A 21,265-nucleotide genomic window follows, 5' to 3' on the forward strand; every position below is an offset into this window, starting at 1 on the left:
TCGCACCCTCAGGCGGTACGGCGCGGACGCCGGCTTTCGAGCCAGCCAAAGCCCAGCACGATCACCCCGGCCAGCGCCAGATAGACCGCTGCGACAAAGAACAGCGGCTCATAGGTGATTAACAGATCCTGGCGGACCCGGCTGGAAGCGGCATAGATCTCCAGCACCGTGATCGTCGCGACCAGTGGCGTGGCTTTCAGCTGAAGCACAGTTTCCCCGCCGAGGGTCGGCAAGACGCTTTGCAGCGCCTGGGGGAAGGAAATCCGCGTCAGGATCTTGTGGCGCGGCATCCCCATGGCACGGGCGGCCTCGATCTGGCCACGGGGCACCGAAGCAAAGGCCCCGCGCATCACCTCGCCCTCATAACCCGCGTAAGACAGCGACAAGGCCAGCAGCGCATAGGGCCAAGCCTGGCGCAAAACCGGCCAAAGCTCACTTTCGCGGATCCAGGGGATACCAGGGAAAAGCGAGCCCAGCCCGTAATATAAAAGCCAGATCTGCAACAAAAGCGGCGTACCGCGGATCACGGTACAGAAGGCGCGGGCCGGCATCGCCAGATACCATGGCCCCGAGGCCTGGGCGAGGCCAAGCGGCACCGCAAGAGTGAACCCGATCAGCACTGAAAGCGCCATCAGCCAGATCGTGCGCCAGATGCCCTGCAGGATCAGGGTCTGGTATTTCGGCTCTCCCAGCCAGTCCCAGCGGCCGACAAGGCAGATCCACAGCACGAGACCTGCGGCGATCAGCATCATGATGATGCGATGCGGTTGCAGCAGCGCCTTCATCAGCGACCTCCTGTCTGGCGGGGCGGGTCACCGCGCCGTGCCCAGCGTTCCAGGCGCGCGAAGCCCCAGGTCGAAATCAGAGTAATCACAAGGTAAATCAGACCCGCTGCGATGAAAAAGGTGAAGAAGGCCTTGGTGGTGCTTGCCGCCTGGCGGGTCGCAAGGGTCAGCTCGTTAAAGCCCACAATCGCCATCAATGCCGTGTCCTTGGTCGCGATCAGCCAGAGGTTAGACAGGCCCGGCAGCGCCAGGCCCAGCATGGTCGGCAAGGTGATGCGGCTGGCCACTTTGCGCGCCGGCATCCCCATCGCTTTCGCGGCCTCGATCTGGCCGGGCGGCACCGCAAGAATGGCGCCGCGCAGGATCTCGGTCGCATAGGCGCCCTGCACCACGCCCAGCACGATGATCCCGGCGACAACGCCGGAAATCTGGATCCGGCCGAAATCCAGCGCCATCAGGGCACGGTTCAGCAGATCGGTCAGCCCGAAATACAACAGAAGGATCAGGATCAGCTCGGGCAAAGCCCGCACCATTGTCGTGTAAACGCTGAGGCAATCGCGCAGGACCGGCCCGCCATAGATCTTGCCATAGGCGCCTGCGAGGCCGATCACCAGACCGATGCCAAAGGCGCCGACCGCGATCCGGATTGACGCCCAGAGCGCGATCAGCAGCGTGCCCCCCCATCCGGGAGGGCTGAGGGCCAAAAGGCCGAGTGTGCTTTCCACGGCGTATCGCTCCGGCGATCAGCGCTTATTCGCCATAGATCGACGAGGTGAAATATTTCGCGGTGATGGTGTCATAGCTGCCATCGGCCCGAACCGCCGCGATGCCCTTGTTGAAAGCTTCTTTCAGCTTTTCATCGCCCTTGCGGATCCCGACGCCGACGCCAAGCCCCAGCACCGCCGGATCATCGGCGACAGCGCCCATCGATTCACAGCAGGCCTGACCATCGGGCGAGGCGAGGAAGGCATCAAGGGCGGTCGAATCCGCCTGGATCGCATCGACGCGGCCCGCGACCAGGTCCTGGTTCGCCTCGTCCTGGGTCTGATAGGCTTTGATCTCGGAGGCCACGCCTGCGAAATGCTTCTCGGCATAGGCCTGATGGATGGTCGCAACCTGAACGCCGAGGATCTTACCCGTCAATCCGGCGGGATCCGGCGTGATGCCCGCGCCTTTCGCGGCGACGATCATCGAGGGTGTGTTGTAGTATTTATTCGAAAAATCAATAACTTTCAGACGTTCATCATTGATCGACATCGAATTCATGATCGCATCAATCTGACCTGCGGTCAAAGCGGGGATAATGCCGTCCCAGGCGGTGGGGGTGATGACACAGTCAAGCGCTGCCGCCTTGCAGACCGCCTCCATCATCTCGATTTCCCAGCCGGTCCAGTTCCCAGAGGCATCGACGCTGGCAAAGGGCGGATAGGGTTCAGGCGCCATGCCGACGCGAACGGTCTCGGCAGCGGCCATACCGGTAAAGCCGATGGCAAAAGCGGCGGCGAGTGCGATTCTTTTCATAGTCATCTCCCTGTTTTGTTGGCTGGTCTTCTTACGAGACCGATTTAAGAAACTGTTTAAGCCGGGCCGATTGCGGAGCACCGAAGAGCTGGTCAGGCGGCCCTTCCTCCTCGATCAACCCGTTATAAAGATAGACAATATGGTCTGATACTTCGCGGGCGAATTTCATCTCATGCGTTACCAGCAGCATGGTGCGCCCTTCATCTGCCAGGCTGCGGATGACGGCGAGAACCTCACCGACCAGTTCCGGGTCAAGCGCCGAGGTCGGCTCGTCAAACAACATGGCGCGCGGCTCCATGCACAGCGCACGCGCGATGGCAGCGCGTTGCTGCTGACCGCCCGAGAGAAAGGCAGGATAGGCATCTTCCTTGGCCGAAAGGCCGACCCGGTCCAGCAGTTTACGGGCGGTCACAATGGCCTCGTCCTTTGGCTTTTTCAGCACATGGACCGGCACTTCGATCAGATTCTCCAGCACCGTCTTATGGGTCCAGAGATTGAACTGCTGGAACACCATGCCAAGGCTTTGGCGGATCCGCTCGATCTGGTGGCGGTCGGCCGGGGTGCCGTCGCCGCGGCAGCGCACCTCTTCCCCGCCGATCAGAATCCGCCCCGATGAGGGCGTCTCAAGAAAGTTCACGCAGCGCAAAAGCGTGGATTTCCCCGAGCCGGATCCACCGATCAGCGTGACCACATCGCCCTCTTTTGCCGAGATCGAGACCCCCTTGAGCACCTCATGCGGACCGAAGCTCTTATGCAGATCCTCGACCCGGATTGCCTCGGCTCTGGCTGCGATGCTGGCGGGGGGGCAGTGGTCGCGATGCTCATCAGGTCCGGTTGCCCCTTTTGTTGTTACTCCGCCTGCTCCCGGGCAAGCAGGAACCGGCGCACATGCGGCAGCACCTGTTCGGTCGCCTCAATGAAAATCGCATGTTTCAACTCCGGAAGGATCACCAGTTCCGCCCCGGGCATTGCCCCGGCGATCAGCCCATTGAGACGAGGATTGCAGCCGCCGTCAAGCGCGCCGGTCAGAACCTGGGCAGATGTATGAATTTTATGCAGCCAGGGCGCCATTTCGGTTTCCGCATAAATATCAAACACATTCAGAAAGACTTCCGCCGGGGTATCGACCACCTGCTGCTTGCGCCAGGCGATCACATCCGGGCGGGCGGCCACGAAAGCATCGGTGAACCAGCGCGCGGTCAGCGTATCCAGCACCGGGCCGATGCCCTTTTCGCGCATCGCCTGTACCACCGCCCTGACCTTCGCGCTGTCTTCCTCGCTGCGGAAGGCGGCGGTCGACCAGAGGCCCAGCGAGCGCACCCGATCAGGGTAACGCCGCGTATAGGCCGGGCCGATCATCCCGCCCAGCGAATGGCCGGCGAAATGGGCGCGCTCGATGCCAAGCTTTGCCCGCAACGCCTCGAGATCATCAACAAGGTCATCAAGGCCAAAGCGGCCGGCGGGCTGCGGGCTTTCACCATGGCCCCGCAGATCATAGCTGATACAGGTGAAGCGGTCTTGCAGCCCTTCGACCAGCCGGGCAAAGGTGGCACGGCGCGCACCGATCCCGTGGATGAGGAAAAGCGGCGGGCCCTCGCCCGCCACCGAATAAGCGCAATCGATCGCGGCCATGGCTCACTCCGGTTTCGGGTCGGACCCGAGCCGCCCGCCAAAAGCCCAGTCGTGTTTCGCAACATCTGTAAAGACGATCTGAAGCGCTTCCGGCGTGCCACCGCAGGTTTCGACAAAGGCCTGGGTGAGGGCTTTGGCACAGGCACGCTTTTGTTCGACAGTGCGGCCTTCGAACATTTCGATACGGATCATTGGCATTTTCTGGTCCTTGTTTTCACTTATGCAACTTTTTGGCGCATGGGCCGGATGGAGGGCATGACCTCTGCCGCAAAGCGGCTCATCATCTCCAGCGTGGCCTCCTGGGGCTGGCCGAAATTCGACGAGGCGATCACCTCATCGATCCCAAGTTCAGCATACCCTGCCAGCCTGTCGATCATCTCGGCCCGCGTACAGATGAGCACGTTCTGGCGTAACTCCTCAACCGTCTGACGCCGTGGCAGCGGGCGGATCATGCCATGATCAACCAGGCCCGGTCCGCCAAACACATTGTCAAAGCTCTGGTAATAGTGATGCGCCCGGGCGGTCATCTGCTCCGCCTCTGCCTCATCACACGCAAGCCATAATGTGCGTTGCAGCGAAAGCCGCTGACGATCCGGTCGGCCTGCCCGGGCGCGGCCGGAGTGGAATGCATCCACCTGACTGCGCAGGATCTCATGACTGGCCCCCAGCGGTGTGGTCTGGACAGAATAGCCCGTAGCTGCAGCCGCCTCGATCCCCGGCGGCGCCATGATCGCCAGCGCGAGCGGGACCGGATCTTCGGGGCGCGGCATGACTGTAAGCGCGTCAAAGCGATAGCGTGCCCCCTCCCATGCGACTTCTTCGCGTGTCAGAAGCGCCTCGAGAACGGCAAGGCTTTCTTCAAAAATGGCCCTGGTGTCTTCCATCGGAACGCCGATCCGGCCGGTTTCAAAGCCGAATGCCCCCTTGCCGACCCCAAGCACAAGTCGCCCGTCACAAAGCGCCTGGGCCTGCACGACCTCACCGGCGAAGACACGCATATCTCTGATCGGCAGCTGACAGATCGAGGTCGCAATTTCGAGCTCCCTGGTCACAGACGCGATTCTGACCGCAAGCTGCAGCGGCGAAGGGACCAGCAAAATGTTGATCAGATGGTGTTCCGGAATTGCGACACCGCGATAGCCACAGGTTTCGGCATGAATCGCCTGGTCGGTCATCTCACGGTAGAGCTGCTTGCCCCCGGCCTCCCGGCTCAGGAGATGACTGCTGAGAAAATGTGAAAAATCCAATCGCCGCCCCTCCAATCTGCACGAACGTACAATTGTACATCCGAACAAACCTGTCAACAGGGAAGAACAGTCTGGGAAAACATCCCCAGCCAGTTACAAAACCGAACGAATGGAGGGAAGCCGGCAGCCAGGTGCGTCGGAGTTTTAAGAAAAACTCCGGTCCGGTTTCTGTTCAGAAACCGGCTCCTATTCCAGCGTTGCGATCACGGCGCGCAGGGTCTCGACGCCCTCGCCCTTTTCTGAACTGGTCACGATGATCTCGGGATAAGCGGCCGGATGCTTTTGCAAAGCCTGTTTCACCTGCTCGATATTGGCCTCGCGGGTGGCGAGATTGACCTTATCCGACTTGGTCATCACAACCTGGAAGGTCACCGCCGACCGGTCGAGCAGGCCCATGATCTCGTCATCTACCGCTTTCACGCCATGCCGCGTGTCGATCAGAACAAAAGCACGCCGCAAGGTCTGACGCCCGGCAAGATAGGATTTGAGCAATTCCTGCCATTTGCGCACGATAGCCACCGGGGCTTCGGCGAAACCATAGCCGGGAAGGTCAACCAGATAGCGGCTGTCGCCGAGGGTAAAAAAGTTGATCTCCTGCGTCCGACCCGGGGTATTGGACGCGCGCGCGAGGCTTTTGCGCGTGGTCAGCGCATTGATCAGGCTGGATTTTCCGACATTGGAGCGACCGGCAAAGCAGACCTCCACACGATCAGCCGGTGGCAGCGCCGCCATGGTGGTCACGCCCTTCACGAAATCGACTGGTCCCGCAAAAAGCAGCCGCCCGGTTTCGCGCGCCGCGTCCTCCGGTTCTGCAGCAAGGGTAAACGCCATCGTCATGCCAGTACCTCGACCCTGTCTTGCGGGCGGATCTCACCGCCCTCCAGCACGGTGCCGAACACACCGAAATCCTGCACGCCGACGGTTTCCATCAGCGCATCCAATGTATCCGCATCAACCTGGCCGGTTTCCGGATTCGACATAGTGGCACGGCAGCGCCCCACTCTTTCGCGAATCTCAAGCACGGTGGCGCCAATCCGCAACCGCCGTCCTACCCAGTTCATCTCTTCCCAGGGCGCGAAACCATCAACCCAAAGATTGCCGCGCCAGCGATGGATTGAGAGGTCGCGCTTCATCTTCTGCCCGAGTGCGGCATTTGAGGCGAGGTTTTTGATCGAAACGCTGGCATAGGCCGTGTCTGTCATTGCGCGATCCGGCGCGTGCACCAGCGCGACCGGGCGAAACCGCAGCTGTGGGCTGATCGGCAGCACCCAGTCGATCAGCTTTTCGCCTTCGCTCTCGGGAAAGAAGACCAGGGGCGGCAGTTCCGGATGGGTGAGCCGCATCTCGCCCGACACCTCATCGAACTGTGCCTCGATGGCCATCAGCGTCGGGCTGCGCGCCGCGCGCTGAAAGTTGATGCAGGGCTTCCAGGACGGCGCCGCGGGATCGAATTTCGACAGATCATGCGCGACGGCCCAGTGGCGATCCCAGGGCATCGCCTCGCCTTCCGACAGCCGAACGGACGCGAGTTGCTCGCGTCCGTGGGCCTTAATCGGGTGACGGAAGATTTGCGCGAGGCGCCCTTCACTGGTCATTTCTTTTTCGCACTGCCTTTATCCGCGACCTTGCCGGCGGGCGCTTTATTGGCATTGGCCGCCGCTTCCTTCTTGCGAAAGCCCGAACGGATATTGCCGAAGATATCCGGCTTGTGCCCGTGGCTGCGCATGATGATGAACTGCTGCGAGAAGGTGATGACGTTGTTGGTGATCCAGTAAACCACCAGGCCCGAAGCAAAACCACCAAGCATGAACATGAACACCCAGGGCATCCAGGCGAAGATCGAGGCCTGGACGGGATCGGTGGGCGCCGGGTTCAGCTTTTGCTGCAGCCACATGCTGATGCCGAGGAGGATCGGCAGCACGCCGATAAAGACCAGATGCAGGATCGAGCCGGTCGCCGGTGCATCCCAGGGCAGCGCGCCGAACAGGTTGAAGAGCGATGACGGATCGGGCGCCGAGAGGTCCTGCAGCCAGCCAAAGAAAGGCGCATGCCGCAATTCGATGGTGACGAAGATCACCTTGTAAAGCGAGAAGAAGATCGGAATCTGGATCAGGATTGGCAGGCAGCCTGCCGCCGGATTGACCTTTTTGTCGCGGTAAAGCTGCAGCATTTCCTTTTGCAGGCGCTGCTTGTCTTCGCCGGCCCGTTCCTTGAGCGCCTCCATCTCGGGCTGCAGCTCTTTCATCCGCGCCATCGAGACATAGGATTTATAAGCCAATGGCAGCACGATCAGCTTCAGCACGAAGGTCAGTGCGATGATCGCAAGGCCCATATTGCCGATCAGACCATGGATCCAGTGCAGCAGCGCGAAGATCGGCTTGGTCAGGAAGTAGAACCAGCCCCAGTCAATCGAATCGATGAACCCGGGGATCGGTGCGCGAGCCTCATCGACCTTGGCACCGAACAGTTTTGACACGAAGCCTGGCTCGTTCTGATAGTCGCGGATCGCTTCCCATTCCTTGGCACCGACGAAGAAGCGGGTCGAGGTGGTGAGGCTTTGGCCCGGGGGCACGATCACGGTCGGCTGACGCGCCTCGGTCAGGTAGAGGTCATGCGAGGCCACATATTTCGTAACCTGGGTGATCGGCTTGCCCTGTTCAGGCACCAGAAGCGACATCCAATAGTGATCGGTAAAGCCGATCCAGCCGCCATCCGAGGCTTCGACGACACTGGCCGGGGCGGCCTCGCGTTCAACCGGGTCGAGGGCGACGATGTTTTTATAGGTGGTTTCGGTCAGCTTGCCATCGGCGCGGGCAATGGCGCCTTCATGCAGGATGAAGAAGCTCTTCATATTTGCGGGCAGGCCATAGCGCTGGATCTGACCGTAATAGAACATCGAGGCATCGCCGGTGCCGCTGTTCGCAACCGTCTCATTGACGGTGAACATGAACTCTTCATCCACCGAGATCTCGCGGGTGAAGGTCAGGCCCTTGCCATTGTCCCAGGTCAGTTTCGCAGGATTGCCCGGCGACAGCGCGCCGGTGGTCACCGGCGTCCATTCGGTTTGCGCCCCGGGCACATCGCCCTCGGTCAGCGAACCGGCGGGGCGCCAGCCGAAGAGCGCGAACCAGGCGCCCTGCTCGCCTTGCGGCGTCAGCAGACGGACAATCGGCGAGTCATCTTCGATGGTCTCGTGGTAATTTTTCAGACGCAGATCGTCGATACGGCCACCGCGCAGCGAGATCGACCCTTCCAGCTGAGGCGTTTCCACCCGCAGACGCGGCGCTTCGGGAACGGGCTCCGAACCTGCGACAACGCCCGCCTCAGGCAAAGCGGCACCGGGTTGTTCCGTGGTGGCGGTCTCAACCGGAGCCGTCGTTTCCGGCGGAGGGAAGAGCCAGAACCACACCAGGATGACCAGAGCGCTGAGCACCATGGCGAGAATGAGGTTCTTGTTGTTTTTCTCGTCCATATTCTGAACCGCTGCCGCATGTAAGGAAGGATCAGCGGTCTTCAACAGAAGGGGGGGCGAAAGGTCAAGCGGTTTCGCCGGAAAAGCCGGCGAACCGGGCCGGTATCCGGCAGAACAGCGCATTCCGCCTGCAAGGGCACGGTGTTCGAAGGCGCGGGTTTCAGCCGCCCCGCGCGCCAATCCGTGGGATGCGGTCGGGACGGTTCTGGTGTTTGCGGATCCATTCCAGCGTGTCTTCGGGGTTCAGCGGCCGTTCGATTCCATAGCCCTGCACAAAGCGGCACCCAAGCTGCGATAACATGGAATGCTCGTTTGCGGTCTCCACACCTTCGGCCAGCGTCTCCAGCCCAAGCCGATCCGCCAGCGAGATGATCGCCGACACCATGCGCTGCTGATCGCGATCCTGGTCCACCCGGGTGACAAAGCTGCGATCGATCTTCAGCCGGCGCACGGTAAAGCGCCGGATGGTCGAGATCGAAGCATGGCCTGTGCCGAAATCGTCGAGATCGATGCCGCAACCCATCGCGGCAAGTTGCGCGATATTCGACACGATCACGTCATTCTCGGCCTGGGCCACCACGGTTTCAAGGATCTCGACCGTGAGTCGGGCCGGTTTCAGATCGAACCTCTCCAGCTCCCAGCGGATACGGTCTGGCAGGCGCGGATTGCGCAGTTCCGCCGCCGAGAAATTGACCGAGACCGTGGGAACCTGCAACCCCGCCTTATCCCAGTCTTTCAGAGCGACCAGCGCATGGGACAGCATGGTCTCGCTCAGGCGATCACTCAGATCGCTGCTTTCGACCAGCGGCAGGAACTCCGCCGGAGAAAGCACGCCGCGCAGCGGGTGATGCCAGCGTGCCAGCGCCTCGAGGCCGGAAATTTCGCCGGTATCGGTGGAAATCTGCGGCTGAAACCAGGCCCGGATCTCTCCCTTATCGAGCGCCTCTTCGAGATCATCGCGCAATGCAGCGCGCACGACACTGCGTTCGGCCATATCCCGCGAGAAGGCCCGGATCGCGCCCGGCCCATGGCCAAGCGCCTCGTCTGCCGCCGCCTGGGCCGCATCGAGCAGCGACCGCCCCGTCGCCTCGGGTGAGTAGCCCCCGATACAAAAACCGATGGAGCAAGTGATATATAGTCGCGAACCGCCGAGCGAAATCGGTTCCGCCACCGCGTCCTGGAGCCGCGCACAAAGCTGAACCATGCTCTCCAGATCCAGCCGCCTCACCGGCGAGAGCACCACAGCCGCCGAAGCGCCAAGCGGATTGGTCACAAGATCCCCTGCCCTCAGCGCGCCCCGAATGCGGTCTGTCGCGCGTTCCAGCACTTCGGTATGGGCGGCGCGGCCGTGGCGTTCCAGCGTATTGGTCAGGTTGTCGAATTGCACGATCAGACAGGCCGTATTGCGCCCGTTATCCGTGACCAGCGGCAACATCCGGTCCATCGCCCCAATGGCCCGTTGCAGCGATGTCCCTTCGTCCTTGTCCCCCAATGGCATCGGCGCCCGCAAGGGATCCGGCCCGGCGATGGCGATCACCAGCGGCAGGCCAAGCGCGAGAAAGATCAGCGCCCGCTCTCCGCCCAGCCAGAACCCCGCAAGCGTGATCGCGGGCAGGAACAGAAGAAATTCCGGCCGCCGGAAACAGCCCAGGGCTTTCAGATACCTGCGGGTGCGGGCTGTGCTGGGAAGAGCCGACATACTGGAACCCTCTCTGATATGGCGCAGGGCCATCGCAGAGCAGGATTGGCGAAACCAGTATGGGCTTTCTTAATCCGGGAGACGAAGATGTTTCACATTTTCCTCAACTTCTCCGGGTTCTCCGGTCATCAGCCCGAGGAAATCGAAGATGCCGGGGTCGGCAAGATGCGAGGGGCGCACATTCATCAGCGACCGGAACATCACCTGACGGCGGCCCGGCGTGCGCGTTTCCCACTCATCAAGCAGCTTTTTCACCTGGGCCCGTTGCAGCCCTTCCTGGCTGCCACAGAGATCACAGGGGATGATCGGATAATCCATCGCGCGGGCAAAACGGTCGCAATCCGCCTCGGCCACAAAGGCCAAAGGCCGGTAAAGGAACAGATCGCCCTCTTCATTCACGAGCTTCGGCGGCATGCTTGCAAGCCGCCCCCCATGAAAGAGGTTCATGAAAAAAGTCTCGAGAATGTCATCGCGGTGATGCCCGAGCACCACGGCCGAACACCCCTCTTCCCGCGCAATCCGGTAAAGATTTCCACGCCTTAGCCGCGAACAGAGCGAACACATCGTTGCGCCTGGCTTGATCTTAGCGGTCACCACCGAATAAGTGTCCTGATATTCGACCCGGTGCTCGACCCCCATCTTCGCCAGAAATTCCGGCAGCACGGTCGAAGGGAACCCCGGCTGCCCCTGATCGAGATTGCAGGCCAAGAGATCGACCGGCAAAAGCCCGCGCCATTTCAGCTCATGCAAGATGGCAAGCAGCGTGTAGCTGTCCTTGCCGCCCGAAAGGCAGACAAGCCAGCGCGCCCCCGGCTGGATCATGCCATAGGTGTCGATTGCCTCGCGCACCTGGCTCACGAGGCGTTTCCTCAGCTTGCGGAATTCGGTCGATTTCGGAGCGCCATAAAACAGCGGATGAATATCGTCGGCCTCGTCCAGCATCGGTGCACCTTCATGTGTTCCTGCGGCCAGATGGCCGTTCAGCGTTAACAGGTCAAGCCCCTCACCCGCGCATCAGCCATCCCGACCTCACTGCCACAGCCGGGCAAAGCAATCGATTCGCTTTTCAGCATGCGCCAACCCTCAGGCGGGCCGTAAATGCCGGGACCTTCAGACCACCGGGCAAACCGGCCCTGCCCAGCGGGAACGTCGTCGGGGCATGGCTGTCGTAATAGCCTGTGCCATATGAATGTCGCCTGCGCGGATTTCAACGCTGGTTACCAGCCTGAACCAGGCCAGGCTGGTAGTATATCATGCCCAAAGCGCCGCCGCACGGTGCCATGTCAGCATGAACTGCGCAGGCGCCCGATGGGTTTGTGGAAAGGTCGCGCCTCGGGTGACATCACTCAGACGTTGACGAGGGTGTTCTCTGCACGGTGGGAAGACCTGTGACACGTTCCCAATACTCGGCCGCTCTTGCCTCGAATGTGACGCCTCTGCCGTCAGACTGGTAGAGAGATCCCCTGGCCAGCCCTGCCGCGTAATTCTGCTCGACCCAGCCACGCGGGTCATTATGCGGAAACCTGTAGCCGACGTGACCGAGTTTGGCGGCCCCGGCGTAATGAGAATCACGCAGATGCAGGGGAACCGGTTTTGGCGCCTCTGAGGTTACCATCTTCATGGCCAGCCCGATGCCACGGCAGGCTGAATTCGACTTCGGCGCGAGGGCGATATGCAGCGCCGCATGGGCCAGGATGATCTGGGCCTCAGGATAGCCGATCTTCTCCACTGCATGCAGGGCGGCGACCGCAGTCTGCAGCGCGGTATTATCGGCAAGGCCCACATCTTCCGAAGCATGGATCATCAGCCGTCGCGCGATGTAGCGGGGATCTTCACCGGCATGGATGAGCCGGGCCAGCCAATAGAGCGTGGCATCCGGATCCGATCCCCTCGCCGCCTTGATCATGGCAGAGACGACATCGTAATGCATATCGCCGCTGCGATCGTGGTTCACCGGCGCCGAGGCATAGACCTCCTCGATCATCTCGCCGGTAATGACCACCCGTGCCTGGTCATGCCCCACCGCAAGGCTTTCGAGCGTCGTGAGCGCCCGCCGCGCGTCGCCGCCGGACCGCCCTGCCAAGAGACGCATCTGCGCCGGCTCCAGCACCACTTCGATGCCTTCCTCTTTCAGATGGGCAAGGCCGCGCAAAAGGACACGTTCCATGTCTTCTATGGTCAGCGGTTCAAGCTTCAGAATATGCGAGCGGGAAATCAGCGCGGGCGGCAACACGTGGTAGGGATTGCCGGTCGTCGCGCCGATGAAGTCGGCCGTGCCCTCCTCACAGATCGACAGGAGGTCGTCGCATTGCGTTGCGCTGAAGCGGTGAACCTCATCCACAAAGATCAGCAATGGCCGGATCCGGGCCTCGTCCGCCAGTTCACGCAAGTCCTTTACGCCGGCACGGGTTGCATGCAGAGGGCGGAATTCCTTGCCAAGCATATTGCCGACCGCTCTGGCAATCGAGGTCTTCCCGATGCCGGGAGGGCCGTACAGGATCAGGCTGCCCAACCTGCCCGCAGCGATCCGGCGGCGCAGCACCGAGCCCGGCTTGACGATATCGGGCTGGCCGAACACGTCATCAAGCGTCTGCGGGCGCAGCACTGCGGCCAGCGGCTGTTTCGTCTGCCTGGGGGCGCTGTCGAAAAGGTCGGACATTGGGGTACCGGGTTTGGAAGGATCTATCTCGAAGCCAGATTGCGACACCAGGCCACCAGCCTCGCGCCGGGCGGGCCCTCAGAAGCCAGGGCCTGCCCCGCCCTCTCACCTCTGTAAGGCTGTTCGGCCACATCCGGCCGGCAGAGGGGCGCACCGCGCCCGCACCTGCGAGCTTCGGATCAGCGCGGCCTCTGAGGGAATCGAAGAGATCGGTCATGGGCGCAGCTTCGCATGAAGCGATCAGAGCCGGAAGCACCGAGGCAAAAGCATAGCACCCGAACAGATAAGGCCCGCCCCTGACGATCAGAGGCGGGCCTTTTATTCATGCCGATCCCGGACAGGCGGGGATCAGTCGCGCGAGATCACTCTTCAGCGGCTTCGAGACGGGCGCGGTCAGCTGCGCCTTTGGCCGAAGTGTCACGGTCAACGAATTCGATGATCGCCATCGGGGCCATGTCGCCATACCGGAAACCGGCTTTCAGAACGCGCACGTAGCCGCCCTGACGATCTTTGTAACGCGGGCCGAGAATCGCGAAGAGCTTCTCGACGTCTTTGTCTTCTTTCAGCTGGGCGGCAGCCTGACGACGGGCGTGCAGGTCGCCGCGCTTTGCCAGCGTGATCAGCTTCTCGATGATCGGACGCAGTTCCTTCGCCTTCGGAAGGGTGGTCTTGATCTGCTCATGCTCGATCAGCGAGCCGGACATATTCGAGAAAAGCGCCTTACGGTGCTCATGGGTGCGGTTGAGGCGACGATAGCCGCGGGCGTGACGCATGGGTCTCTCCTATAGCGTTTTTACTTTGTGTTGCCGGTCTGCGTTGGACCGACGTCGTTGGGGCAGGATTGCCCGGATCTTCATCGCGCTCCCTCACACACAAAAACGGGAGACGGGGGGTCCGGGGGGCCTTAGCCCCCCGGCCTTGTTCAGTCAACCGGCGATGCGGCTCAGAACTGATCCTCAAACCGCTTAGCCAGATCTTCGATATTTTCGGGCGGCCAGTCTTCGACTTCCATCCCGAGATGCAGACCCATGCCCGAAAGCACTTCCTTGATCTCGTTCAGCGATTTGCGGCCGAAGTTCGGGGTGCGCAGCATCTCGGCTTCAGTCTTCTGGATCAGGTCGCCGATATAGACGATATTGTCGTTCTTCAGGCAGTTTGCCGAACGGACCGACAGTTCCAGCTCGTCGACTTTCTTCAGCAGCAGCGGGTTGAATTCGAGACCCGAATCCACTTCGCCACCACGTGCCGCTTCCGGCTCGTCGAAGTTCACGAACACCGCCAGCTGGTCCTGCAGGATGCGCGCAGCATAGGCCACGGCGTCATCCGGCGTCAGCGAGCCGTCGGTTTCGATCTTCATGGTCAGCTTGTCATAGTCGAGCACCTGGCCCTCACGGGTCGGCTGCACTTCGTAGGACACGCGCTTGACCGGCGAATAGATCGCATCGATCGGAATCAGGCCGATCGGCGCATCTTCCGGGCGGTTCTTGTCGGCCGAGACATAGCCCTTGCCGGTGCTCACGGTCAGTTCCATGAACACGTCTGCCCCGTCGTCGAGGTGGCAGATCACGTGATCCTTGTTCAGCACTTCGATGCCGTTGGTCTCGGAGATCGCGCTCGCGGTGACAACACCGGGGCCACGGGCCGAGATCGAAAGACGCTTCGGCCCTTCGACATCCATCTTCAGCGAAACGCCTTTGAGGTTCAGAACGATATCGGTGACGTCCTCGCGGACGCCCGGCACCGAGGAGAACTCGTGCAGGACATTGTCGATCTGGACGCTGGTGATCGCGGCGCCCTGCAGCGACGACAGCAGAACGCGGCGCAGCGCGTTGCCGAGCGTGAGGCCGAAGCCCCGCTCCAGCGGCTCTGCGATGACCGTGGCAACGCGGCCTGCGTCACTCCCCGGCTTCACGACCAGCTGGGTCGGTTTGATCAGTTCCTGCCAGTTCTTGTGGATCATGCTTATGCCTCCATACCTGCCATCGCTTCCATGTTCCGGGTGAAGCGCGGCGCCCGAGGGTCTTTAACGAAGTCTGAGAACCAGACCGTCAAACAGGAACGCCCGGGCCATGCACCAGCACGGCCCGGGCTTGATCTTGAAAGATCAGACGCGGCGACGCTTCGGCGGGCGGCAACCATTATGCGCCAGCGGGGTCACGTCGCGGATCGAAGTGATGGTCAGACCAATAGCCGAGAGCGCGCGGAGCGCCGATTCACGACCCGAACCCGGGCCCTGAACTTCGACTTCCAGCGTTTTCACGCCATGTTCCTGCGCCTTGCGGCCGGCGTCTTCAGCAGCCATCTGGGCAGCGTAAGGCGTCGATTTGCGCGACCCCTTGAAGCCCATGGTCCCGGCCGAAGACCAGGAAATGGCATTGCCCTGAACGTCCGAGATCAGGATTTTGGTATTGTTGAACGACGAGTTCACATGAGCAACGCCGGCGGCGATGTTCTTGCGCTCTTTACGCTTGCCACCACGGGCGGCTTTCGGATCACGTGCCATGTGTCAGGCCTCCCCTTACTTCTTCTTGCCAGCGATGGCCTTTGCGGGGCCTTTGCGGGTACGAGCGTTGGTGTGGGTCCGCTGACCACGCACCGGGAGACCGCGACGATGACGCAGGCCGCGATAGCAGCCGAGATCCATCAGGCGCTTGATGTTCATCGAGGTTTCGCGACGCAGGTCGCCCTCGACGGTGAAGTTCGCGTCGATATATTCGCGGATCGACAGCACTTCTGCATCCGAGAGATCATTCACGCGGCGTGCCGGGTCAATGCTCAGCGCGGTGACGATCTGCTGCGCGATATGCGGGCCGATGCCGGTGATGTACTGAAGCGCAATCGGAACGCGCTTATTGGTGGGGATGTTGACGCCAGCAATACGTGCCACGCGTAATTTCCTTTCGTTGCGGTTCCGTAGCTCCAGAACCTTTTTTCACAACCGGCCAGCAAAACTGTTCCGGCCGATTCGATCTTCCCGAAACGGGAAACCCCGGAGCGGTGATTCCACCCCGGGACGCTGTGCAATATGGTCAAATGCTTTGCGGGTCAAGGCCCCGCGCGGGATTTTCATGCCTTGTCAAGAACTTTCGCGATCCCGGCGGCAACGCTCTCCATCGCGGCCATGCCGTCAACCTGGGTCAGACCGCCCTTGGCATAGTAATAGCCCAGCAGGGGCGCGGTCTGTTTGTAATATTCCCGCAGACGTTTGGCGAAGACCTCAGGATTGTCATCCGGACGCACCGGCTCGCCGGCACTGGCGGCGTCTTCGGCGCGCTTCACGATGCGGCCAACCAGGGCCTCATCATCCACCACCAGCTCGATCACTGCGTCCAGTCTTGTGCCTTTGGCAGCGAGCAATGCGCCCAGGGCATCGGCCTGGGCCAGGGTGCGCGGGAAGCCATCAAAGATGAAACCACCAGCTGCGCCACGGTCCAGTTGCTCGGCGATCAGGCCGATCACGATCTCATCGGTCACCAGCTGGCCGGCATCCATGATCGCAGCAACCTTCTTCCCCATTTCGGTGCCCGAGCTTTTGGCCGCGCGCAACATGTCGCCGGTCGAAAGCTGAACCATGCCGCGCTCGGTTTCGAGCCGCTTGGCCTGGGTGCCTTTGCCGGCCCCGGGGGGGCCAAGCAGGATGATGTTCTTCGCCAAAGCGTTGTCCTTTCCCTCAGGCCCGCACGCTTTCGCGTGCCGGCTCTCCCTTAACCTCGGGCTTAGCGGCGGGCTGGCGCGCGCGGGCCCGTCTTGCGCTTGCCGCGCAACTGCGACTTTTCGATCAGGCTCTCATACTGATGTGCCAGCAGATGCGACTGAACCTGGTTGATCGTATCCATCGTCACCGACACCACGATCAGAACCGACGTGCCGCCAAAGTAGAAAGGCAGGCCGATATTGGCGATCAGGAATTCCGGCAGAAGGCAGACGGCAGCCAGATAGGCAGACCCCAGAACAAGCACGCGATTGGTCACATAGGTGAGGTAATCTTCGGTCTTCTTGCCAGGACGGATGCCCGGGATAAACCCGTTCTGCGTCTTCAGATTCTCGGCCACTTCATCAACTTTGAAGCTGACGTTATGGGTGTAGAAATAGCTGAAGAACACAATCAGCAGACCCAGTGCCAGGGCGTGCAGCGGCGTGCCATAGCCAAGATACAGTGCGATCCAGCTGATCACCGGGTTCGTCGTATTGCCCGAGAAGGTTCCGATGGTGGTCGGCAGCAAAAGGATCGACGAGGCGAAGATCGCGGGGATAACGCCGGCCGGGTTGACCTTGATCGGCAGATGCGACGAGCCGCCGTCATAGACCTTCATGCCCACCTGGCGGCGCGGATACTGAATATGGATCTTGCGCAAAGCGCGTTCCATGAACACGACGAAGGCGATGACGAGGATCACCATCACGATCACGCCAAGGATCACCGGGGTCGAGATCGCACCCGAACGGCCCTGTGCGAGGAAGTTCATCAGCGCAGCCGGGATCTCGGCGACGATACCGACGAAAATGATCAGCGAGATGCCGTTGCCGATGCCGCGGGCGGTGATCTGCTCGCCCAGCCACATCAGGAACATGGTGCCGCCGACCAGGGTGATCACGACGCCCGCGACGAAATACCAGCCCGGATTATGCGCAAGGTCACCGGCCTGCAGCGAGGCTGCGATCCCGTAAGCCTGGAAGACCGCCAGCAGCACGGTGCCATAGCGGGTATACTGGTTCAGCTTCTTGCGACCCAGTTCGCCCTCTTTCTTGAGGTTCTTCCAGGGCTCATACATCGTGCCCAGCAGCTGGACGATGATCGAGGCCGAGATATAGGGCATGATGCCAAGGGCGAAGATGCCCATCCGGCTCATGGCGCCGCCGGTAAACAGGTTCAGCATCCCGCCGATCCCCTGCCCCACCTCCTGCCATGTGCGGCGAAGGGCTTCGCCTTCGATCCCCGGCACCGGAATATAGGTGCCAAGCCGATAGATGATCAGCAGGCCGATGGTAAAGAAGATGCGTTGGCGAAGATCGGTCGCCTTGGCCAAAGCCCCCCAGGAGAGGTTGGCGGCCATTTGCTCTGCGGCAGATGCCATTTCCGGTCTCTTTCATGGACAGCGCCGCCGGACCGTTTTATCCGGGTCCGGCGGCGCAGGAAAACGTGAGTGAGATGTAAGCGACGATGACGCCGCTCACAACCGCTTTGTTGGCTTATTCAGCCGCAGCGTCAGCCTTTACCGTGATCGAGCCGCCAGCAGCCTTGATGGCCTCGACAGCAGCGGCCGAAGCGCCGGTCACGTTCAGTTTGACAGCCGATTTGATCTCGCCCTTGTTCAGGATGCGGATACCATCACGCTTGTTCGAGGTCAGGCCGGCTGCAACCAGCGCGTCCTCGTTGATCTCGGCCTTGATGTCGAGCTTGCCCATGTCGATGAATTTCTCGATCAGACCCAGGTTGACGACTGCATATTCTTTGGCGTTCGGCTTGTTGAAGCCGCGCTTGGGCAGACGGCGATAGAGCGGCATCTGGCCACCCTCATATCCGCCGATAGCCACACCCGAACGGGATTTCTGGCCCTTGATACCGTGCCCTGCGGTTTTACCTTTGCCCGAACCCGGGCCGCGTGCTACGCGCTTTTTCTTACGGGCGGCGCCAGCGTTGTCGTGAAGTTCATTCAGTTTCATGTCGCATACTCCTGGCCGGAACGACCCCGCCTGCGACGGATGGGGCCAACACGGCATTTCTTGGTTGTGAGTCGCAGCCCGCTGGGCCACGCTGGCGCCTATAGACCACCACCCAGCCCCTGGCAAGCCCGGCGTCGCCGCTGGTGCCCGAACCCTGAGCGCGGCACGGTCAGACATCACCCCTGGCCGGGGCACGAACCCGGCCATTTGCTCAGGATCTGCTATGACCGCCTACGTTTCCGCCGCCCGCCTCACTGCTCTTTTCGCGGCCCTCAGCCTGTCACTCTCTCCGCTTGCCGCTGTTGCGCAAGAGCCGGCTGCGCCCGGCGAGGCAGCCCTGCCCGAAGCAGCGAGCGCAGCCGAGGCCCCCGCCACGACCGAAGATTATGTGGCCGCAGTGATCGCACGGATCAACAGCGTCAGGCTGAACACCGCGACACTGCGCGACGCCGGAATAACCGGTGACTTCACGACACGCGTCGCTTTTACCACCGGCGCCGATGGCCGCCTCGTTTCCAGTGCGGTCGCGGAAAGCTCGGGGCAACCGATGTTCGACAATATCGCCATGGCCCAGATCCGCTCTGCCGAGCCTTTCCCGCTTTTCGCACCGGATATGGGGGATGCCGATCGCAGCTTCTCGATTCTCGTCACCGGCAATATTCCCGCCCAGCCGGAGGCCCCCGCCGAAGAGGGAGCAGAGCCCCCGGCAGAGTAACTCAGAGCCTGGCCAGCCAGTCGCACCAGACCGAGGGCGCGCTGCGGTCACGGGCGATGTCCTGGGCACGCAGCGCCATTTCCCGGATCCCGGCCCCGCCGGTCGCAAGACGCTCCATCGCGGTGGCCAGCGCCTCCGGGCTGGCGGGCGGCAGCAACAGCGCGGTGGCCGGGTCGACATAATCCCGCACCCCGAGCGAATCGGTGATCGCCAGCGGCACGCCCAGCAACTGCGCGCCAACCAGCGTGATATGGCCGTTGGGCGTGCGGCCTTCGCGCAGCGGCAACAGCATCCCCGCAGCCCCGCCGACCAGCCCCCAGGCCGAGGCCGCCGGCAAATTGGCGAAGGCCTTTACATTGGGCGGCAGCTCCAGCCCCGCAAGGTTATAGGGCCGCGCGATCACCACCAGCCGCAGATCAGGGCGCAGCCGCGCAGCCTGCATCAGCGTCGCATAGTCCCGCCCCTCGCCGCCAAGCGCGACCAGCCAGGGCTGATCGAAGGGTGCCTCCACCTCACCCGTGCGGGGCACCTCCATCGCCCAGGGGAGGTAGGTGAAACGTTCCGGTGGCAGGCCGAAATGGCGCGCATAAAGGTCGCGCTCAAAATTCGAGAAGATGACGAATTCATCGACGCGGGACAGCGCGGCACGATAGGCGCGCAACTTCCGCCCCTGCGGCAGATCGGTAAAATTGAAGGCAAATGCGATATGCCTTATCCCTGCCCCGCAGCGTGATCCTGGCCCTGCCAGCGCGGCCACACGCAATGTCGCGCCCGGCAAATGGCTGACCAGCACTGCATCTGACCGCTCCCGCGCAGCCCTGACCGCGCGCCGCGCTGCAGCCCATGAATTCAGCCGCAGCCCCCAGGAGCGGCTGCCCGGCGCGATGACATGGCATTCCGAACTCAGCCCCGGAATCTGGCAGAAAGGATCCGGGAAACGCCAGTCAGGCCCCATCAGTTCGGAAAAGTTCACCAGATGCACGCGCGGCCCTTTCGTAATGCGGCACCATCCTGGCGGCAGTGGCGCAAAAAGAAAACGCCCCGGTCGCGGGGACCGGGGCGTTTTCAGAACTCTTGCGAGGCTCAGCCGCGCTCTTCGATGATCTTCACAAGATGCGGGATCTTGTTGACCATGCCGCGCACTGCCGGGGTATCTTCCAGCTCGCGGGTGCGGTTGATTTTGTTCAGGCCAAGACCGATGAGGGTTTGGGTCTGGATCGCCGGGCGGCGTGCAGCCGAGGCGTATTGCTGGACGACGATGGTTTTCTTAGCCATTTCGATCAGCCCTCCGCCGCTTCGGTTTCCGGCTTACGCAGGATCTCGGCGACTTTCTTGCCACGACGTGCCGCAACCGAACGCGGCGAGTTCTCTTTCGAGAGACCCTCAAACGTGGCGCGGATCATGTTATAGGGGTTCTGCGAGCCGAGCGACTTCGCAACAACGTCCTGCACACCGAGCATTTCGAAGACAGCGCGCATCGGGCCGCCGGCGATGATACCGGTACCTGCAACAGCGGTCCGCATCACGACTTTACCAGCGCCGTGACGGCCCTCGATGTCGTGGTGAAGCGTGCGGGCGTCTTTCAGCTGCACACGGATCATCTGACGCTTGGCCTGCTCGGTGGCTTTACGAACAGCCTCCGGCACTTCTTTCGCCTTGCCCTTGCCGAAACCGACGCGGCCGCGCTGGTCGCCGACGACGACGAGAGCTGCGAAGCCAAAGCGCTTACCGCCCTTGACGGTTTTCGACACGCGGTTGATCGCGACGAGGCGATCTGCGAATTCCGGGGTCTCTTCGCGACGGTCGTCACGACGCTCCCGGCGGTTATCACGTTCTGCCATGTGACAGAGTCCTTTCCGTGAGTGGCACGG

General features: G+C 61.7%; 24 protein-coding genes. 1 reads left to right on the forward strand and 23 read right to left on the reverse strand.

Going from position 1 to position 21,265, the window contains the following annotated elements:
• Nucleotides 1-8: 8 nt before the first annotated feature.
• The 20 genes from BLW25_RS11545 to rplO all read right to left on the reverse strand — a co-directional run bounded on the left by BLW25_RS11545 (nucleotide 9) and on the right by rplO (nucleotide 18,679).
• Entirely contained in the window at nucleotides 9-785 is a 777-nt protein-coding gene (locus BLW25_RS11545) for an ABC transporter permease (protein WP_092899168.1), read from the reverse strand.
• Nucleotides 785-1,510 (reverse strand): ABC transporter permease, encoded by a 726-nt coding sequence (locus tag BLW25_RS11550; protein ID WP_092899170.1) that lies wholly within the window; start codon nucleotides 1,508-1,510, stop codon nucleotides 785-787. Before BLW25_RS11550 ends, BLW25_RS11545 begins: the two co-directional genes overlap by 1 nt.
• A gap of 25 nt (nucleotides 1,511-1,535) precedes the next feature.
• Nucleotides 1,536-2,312, reverse strand: a complete 777-nt coding sequence (locus BLW25_RS11555; protein WP_092899172.1) for a transporter substrate-binding domain-containing protein — start codon at nucleotides 2,310-2,312, stop codon at nucleotides 1,536-1,538.
• A 25-nt stretch (nucleotides 2,313-2,337) separates the two neighbouring features.
• Nucleotides 2,338-3,099: an ABC transporter ATP-binding protein gene (locus tag BLW25_RS11560; protein WP_092899174.1), complete on the reverse strand. Its 762-nt coding sequence runs from the start codon at nucleotides 3,097-3,099 to the stop codon at nucleotides 2,338-2,340.
• A gap of 56 nt (nucleotides 3,100-3,155) precedes the next feature.
• Entirely contained in the window at nucleotides 3,156-3,938 is a 783-nt protein-coding gene (locus BLW25_RS11565; RefSeq protein WP_092899176.1) for an alpha/beta fold hydrolase, read from the reverse strand.
• A gap of 3 nt (nucleotides 3,939-3,941) precedes the next feature.
• Nucleotides 3,942-4,160: a 4-oxalocrotonate tautomerase gene (locus BLW25_RS11570; RefSeq protein ID WP_290438708.1), complete on the reverse strand. Its 219-nt coding sequence runs from the start codon at nucleotides 4,158-4,160 to the stop codon at nucleotides 3,942-3,944.
• Nucleotides 4,157-5,185, reverse strand: coding sequence for an LLM class flavin-dependent oxidoreductase (locus tag BLW25_RS11575; protein ID WP_092899181.1), 1,029 nt, complete (start codon nucleotides 5,183-5,185; stop codon nucleotides 4,157-4,159). Before BLW25_RS11575 ends, BLW25_RS11570 begins: the two co-directional genes overlap by 4 nt.
• Before the next feature lie 186 nt (nucleotides 5,186-5,371).
• A complete protein-coding gene (gene yihA / locus BLW25_RS11580) occupies nucleotides 5,372-6,022 on the reverse strand; it encodes a ribosome biogenesis GTP-binding protein YihA/YsxC (protein ID WP_092899183.1) in 651 nt (216 codons plus the stop codon).
• A complete protein-coding gene (locus BLW25_RS11585) occupies nucleotides 6,019-6,780 on the reverse strand; it encodes an MOSC domain-containing protein (protein ID WP_092899185.1) in 762 nt (253 codons plus the stop codon). The genes yihA and BLW25_RS11585 overlap by 4 nt, the downstream gene beginning before the upstream one ends.
• Nucleotides 6,777-8,657 carry a membrane protein insertase YidC gene (yidC, locus tag BLW25_RS11590; protein ID WP_092901961.1) on the reverse strand — a complete coding sequence of 627 codons (1,881 nt, stop codon included), beginning with the start codon at nucleotides 8,655-8,657 and terminating at the stop codon, nucleotides 6,777-6,779. The genes BLW25_RS11585 and yidC overlap by 4 nt, the downstream gene beginning before the upstream one ends.
• Before the next feature lie 160 nt (nucleotides 8,658-8,817).
• A complete protein-coding gene (locus BLW25_RS11595; protein WP_092901964.1) occupies nucleotides 8,818-10,356 on the reverse strand; it encodes a putative bifunctional diguanylate cyclase/phosphodiesterase in 1,539 nt (512 codons plus the stop codon).
• A 69-nt stretch (nucleotides 10,357-10,425) separates the two neighbouring features.
• Nucleotides 10,426-11,298 carry a tRNA 2-thiocytidine(32) synthetase TtcA gene (ttcA, locus tag BLW25_RS11600; RefSeq protein WP_092899187.1) on the reverse strand — a complete coding sequence of 291 codons (873 nt, stop codon included), beginning with the start codon at nucleotides 11,296-11,298 and terminating at the stop codon, nucleotides 10,426-10,428.
• 400 nt (nucleotides 11,299-11,698) lie between these two features.
• On the reverse strand, nucleotides 11,699-13,015 hold the full coding sequence (locus BLW25_RS11605) for a replication-associated recombination protein A (protein WP_092899189.1): 1,317 nt from the start codon (nucleotides 13,013-13,015) through the stop codon (nucleotides 11,699-11,701).
• A gap of 362 nt (nucleotides 13,016-13,377) precedes the next feature.
• Nucleotides 13,378-13,788 carry a 50S ribosomal protein L17 gene (rplQ, locus tag BLW25_RS11610; protein WP_092899191.1) on the reverse strand — a complete coding sequence of 137 codons (411 nt, stop codon included), beginning with the start codon at nucleotides 13,786-13,788 and terminating at the stop codon, nucleotides 13,378-13,380.
• Between the two features lie 170 nt (nucleotides 13,789-13,958).
• The gene (locus tag BLW25_RS11615) at nucleotides 13,959-14,975 is read right to left on the reverse strand and encodes a DNA-directed RNA polymerase subunit alpha (protein WP_092899193.1); all 1,017 of its coding nucleotides are present in this window, start codon (nucleotides 14,973-14,975) and stop codon (nucleotides 13,959-13,961) included.
• A 144-nt stretch (nucleotides 14,976-15,119) separates the two neighbouring features.
• Nucleotides 15,120-15,518, reverse strand: a complete 399-nt coding sequence (gene rpsK, locus BLW25_RS11620) for a 30S ribosomal protein S11 (RefSeq protein ID WP_092899195.1) — start codon at nucleotides 15,516-15,518, stop codon at nucleotides 15,120-15,122.
• Nucleotides 15,519-15,533: 15 nt separating this feature from the next.
• Nucleotides 15,534-15,902, reverse strand: a complete 369-nt coding sequence (gene rpsM / locus BLW25_RS11625; RefSeq protein ID WP_092899197.1) for a 30S ribosomal protein S13 — start codon at nucleotides 15,900-15,902, stop codon at nucleotides 15,534-15,536.
• A gap of 179 nt (nucleotides 15,903-16,081) precedes the next feature.
• Nucleotides 16,082-16,669, reverse strand: a complete 588-nt coding sequence (locus BLW25_RS11630) for an adenylate kinase (protein ID WP_092899199.1) — start codon at nucleotides 16,667-16,669, stop codon at nucleotides 16,082-16,084.
• A 62-nt stretch (nucleotides 16,670-16,731) separates the two neighbouring features.
• A complete protein-coding gene (gene secY, locus BLW25_RS11635; RefSeq protein WP_092899201.1) occupies nucleotides 16,732-18,090 on the reverse strand; it encodes a preprotein translocase subunit SecY in 1,359 nt (452 codons plus the stop codon).
• 115 nt (nucleotides 18,091-18,205) lie between these two features.
• Nucleotides 18,206-18,679 (reverse strand): 50S ribosomal protein L15, encoded by a 474-nt coding sequence (gene rplO, locus BLW25_RS11640; RefSeq protein ID WP_092899203.1) that lies wholly within the window; start codon nucleotides 18,677-18,679, stop codon nucleotides 18,206-18,208.
• A gap of 223 nt (nucleotides 18,680-18,902) precedes the next feature.
• Here rplO and BLW25_RS11645 point away from each other — a divergent pair, with 223 nt between their 5' ends.
• Entirely contained in the window at nucleotides 18,903-19,394 is a 492-nt protein-coding gene (locus BLW25_RS11645; RefSeq protein WP_092899205.1) for an energy transducer TonB, read from the forward strand.
• Between the two features lies 1 nt (nucleotide 19,395).
• Here BLW25_RS11645 and BLW25_RS11650 read toward each other — a convergent pair whose 3' ends face one another.
• From BLW25_RS11650 to rpsE, 3 genes are all read right to left on the reverse strand, one after another.
• Nucleotides 19,396-20,376, reverse strand: a complete 981-nt coding sequence (locus BLW25_RS11650; protein ID WP_092899207.1) for a glycosyltransferase family protein — start codon at nucleotides 20,374-20,376, stop codon at nucleotides 19,396-19,398.
• A gap of 101 nt (nucleotides 20,377-20,477) precedes the next feature.
• Nucleotides 20,478-20,669 (reverse strand): 50S ribosomal protein L30, encoded by a 192-nt coding sequence (rpmD, locus tag BLW25_RS11655; RefSeq protein ID WP_092899209.1) that lies wholly within the window; start codon nucleotides 20,667-20,669, stop codon nucleotides 20,478-20,480.
• A 5-nt stretch (nucleotides 20,670-20,674) separates the two neighbouring features.
• Nucleotides 20,675-21,235, reverse strand: coding sequence for a 30S ribosomal protein S5 (gene rpsE, locus BLW25_RS11660; RefSeq protein ID WP_092899211.1), 561 nt, complete (start codon nucleotides 21,233-21,235; stop codon nucleotides 20,675-20,677).
• Nucleotides 21,236-21,265: the final 30 nt, after the last annotated feature.

Source organism: Rhodobacter sp. 24-YEA-8, from assembly GCF_900105075.1.
Classification (GTDB): Bacteria; Pseudomonadota; Alphaproteobacteria; order Rhodobacterales; family Rhodobacteraceae; genus Pseudogemmobacter.

What these genes read in the sequence shown, in the direction of transcription:
- rpsE (WP_092899211.1), bottom strand. Translation starts at nt 21,235, where the DNA reads ATGGCAGAACGTGATAACCGCCGGGAGCGTCGTGACGACCGTCGCGAA.
- secY (WP_092899201.1), bottom strand. Translation starts at nt 18,090, where the DNA reads ATGGCATCTGCCGCAGAGCAAATGGCCGCCAACCTCTCCTGGGGGGCT.
- rpmD (WP_092899209.1), bottom strand. Translation starts at nt 20,669, where the DNA reads ATGGCTAAGAAAACCATCGTCGTCCAGCAATACGCCTCGGCTGCACGC.
- BLW25_RS11605 (WP_092899189.1), bottom strand. Translation starts at nt 13,015, where the DNA reads ATGTCCGACCTTTTCGACAGCGCCCCCAGGCAGACGAAACAGCCGCTG.
- yihA (WP_092899183.1), bottom strand. Translation starts at nt 6,022, where the DNA reads ATGACGATGGCGTTTACCCTTGCTGCAGAACCGGAGGACGCGGCGCGC.
- BLW25_RS11585 (WP_092899185.1), bottom strand. Translation starts at nt 6,780, where the DNA reads ATGACCAGTGAAGGGCGCCTCGCGCAAATCTTCCGTCACCCGATTAAG.
- yidC (WP_092901961.1), bottom strand. Translation starts at nt 8,657, where the DNA reads ATGGACGAGAAAAACAACAAGAACCTCATTCTCGCCATGGTGCTCAGC.
- rpsK (WP_092899195.1), bottom strand. Translation starts at nt 15,518, where the DNA reads ATGGCACGTGATCCGAAAGCCGCCCGTGGTGGCAAGCGTAAAGAGCGC.
- BLW25_RS11555 (WP_092899172.1), bottom strand. Translation starts at nt 2,312, where the DNA reads ATGACTATGAAAAGAATCGCACTCGCCGCCGCTTTTGCCATCGGCTTT.
- rplQ (WP_092899191.1), bottom strand. Translation starts at nt 13,788, where the DNA reads ATGCGTCACGCCCGCGGCTATCGTCGCCTCAACCGCACCCATGAGCAC.
- ttcA (WP_092899187.1), bottom strand. Translation starts at nt 11,298, where the DNA reads ATGCTGGACGAGGCCGACGATATTCATCCGCTGTTTTATGGCGCTCCG.
- BLW25_RS11615 (WP_092899193.1), bottom strand. Translation starts at nt 14,975, where the DNA reads ATGATCCACAAGAACTGGCAGGAACTGATCAAACCGACCCAGCTGGTC.
- BLW25_RS11645 (WP_092899205.1), top strand. Translation starts at nt 18,903, where the DNA reads ATGACCGCCTACGTTTCCGCCGCCCGCCTCACTGCTCTTTTCGCGGCC.
- BLW25_RS11545 (WP_092899168.1), bottom strand. Translation starts at nt 785, where the DNA reads ATGAAGGCGCTGCTGCAACCGCATCGCATCATCATGATGCTGATCGCC.
- BLW25_RS11565 (WP_092899176.1), bottom strand. Translation starts at nt 3,938, where the DNA reads ATGGCCGCGATCGATTGCGCTTATTCGGTGGCGGGCGAGGGCCCGCCG.
- rplO (WP_092899203.1), bottom strand. Translation starts at nt 18,679, where the DNA reads ATGAAACTGAATGAACTTCACGACAACGCTGGCGCCGCCCGTAAGAAA.
- BLW25_RS11595 (WP_092901964.1), bottom strand. Translation starts at nt 10,356, where the DNA reads ATGTCGGCTCTTCCCAGCACAGCCCGCACCCGCAGGTATCTGAAAGCC.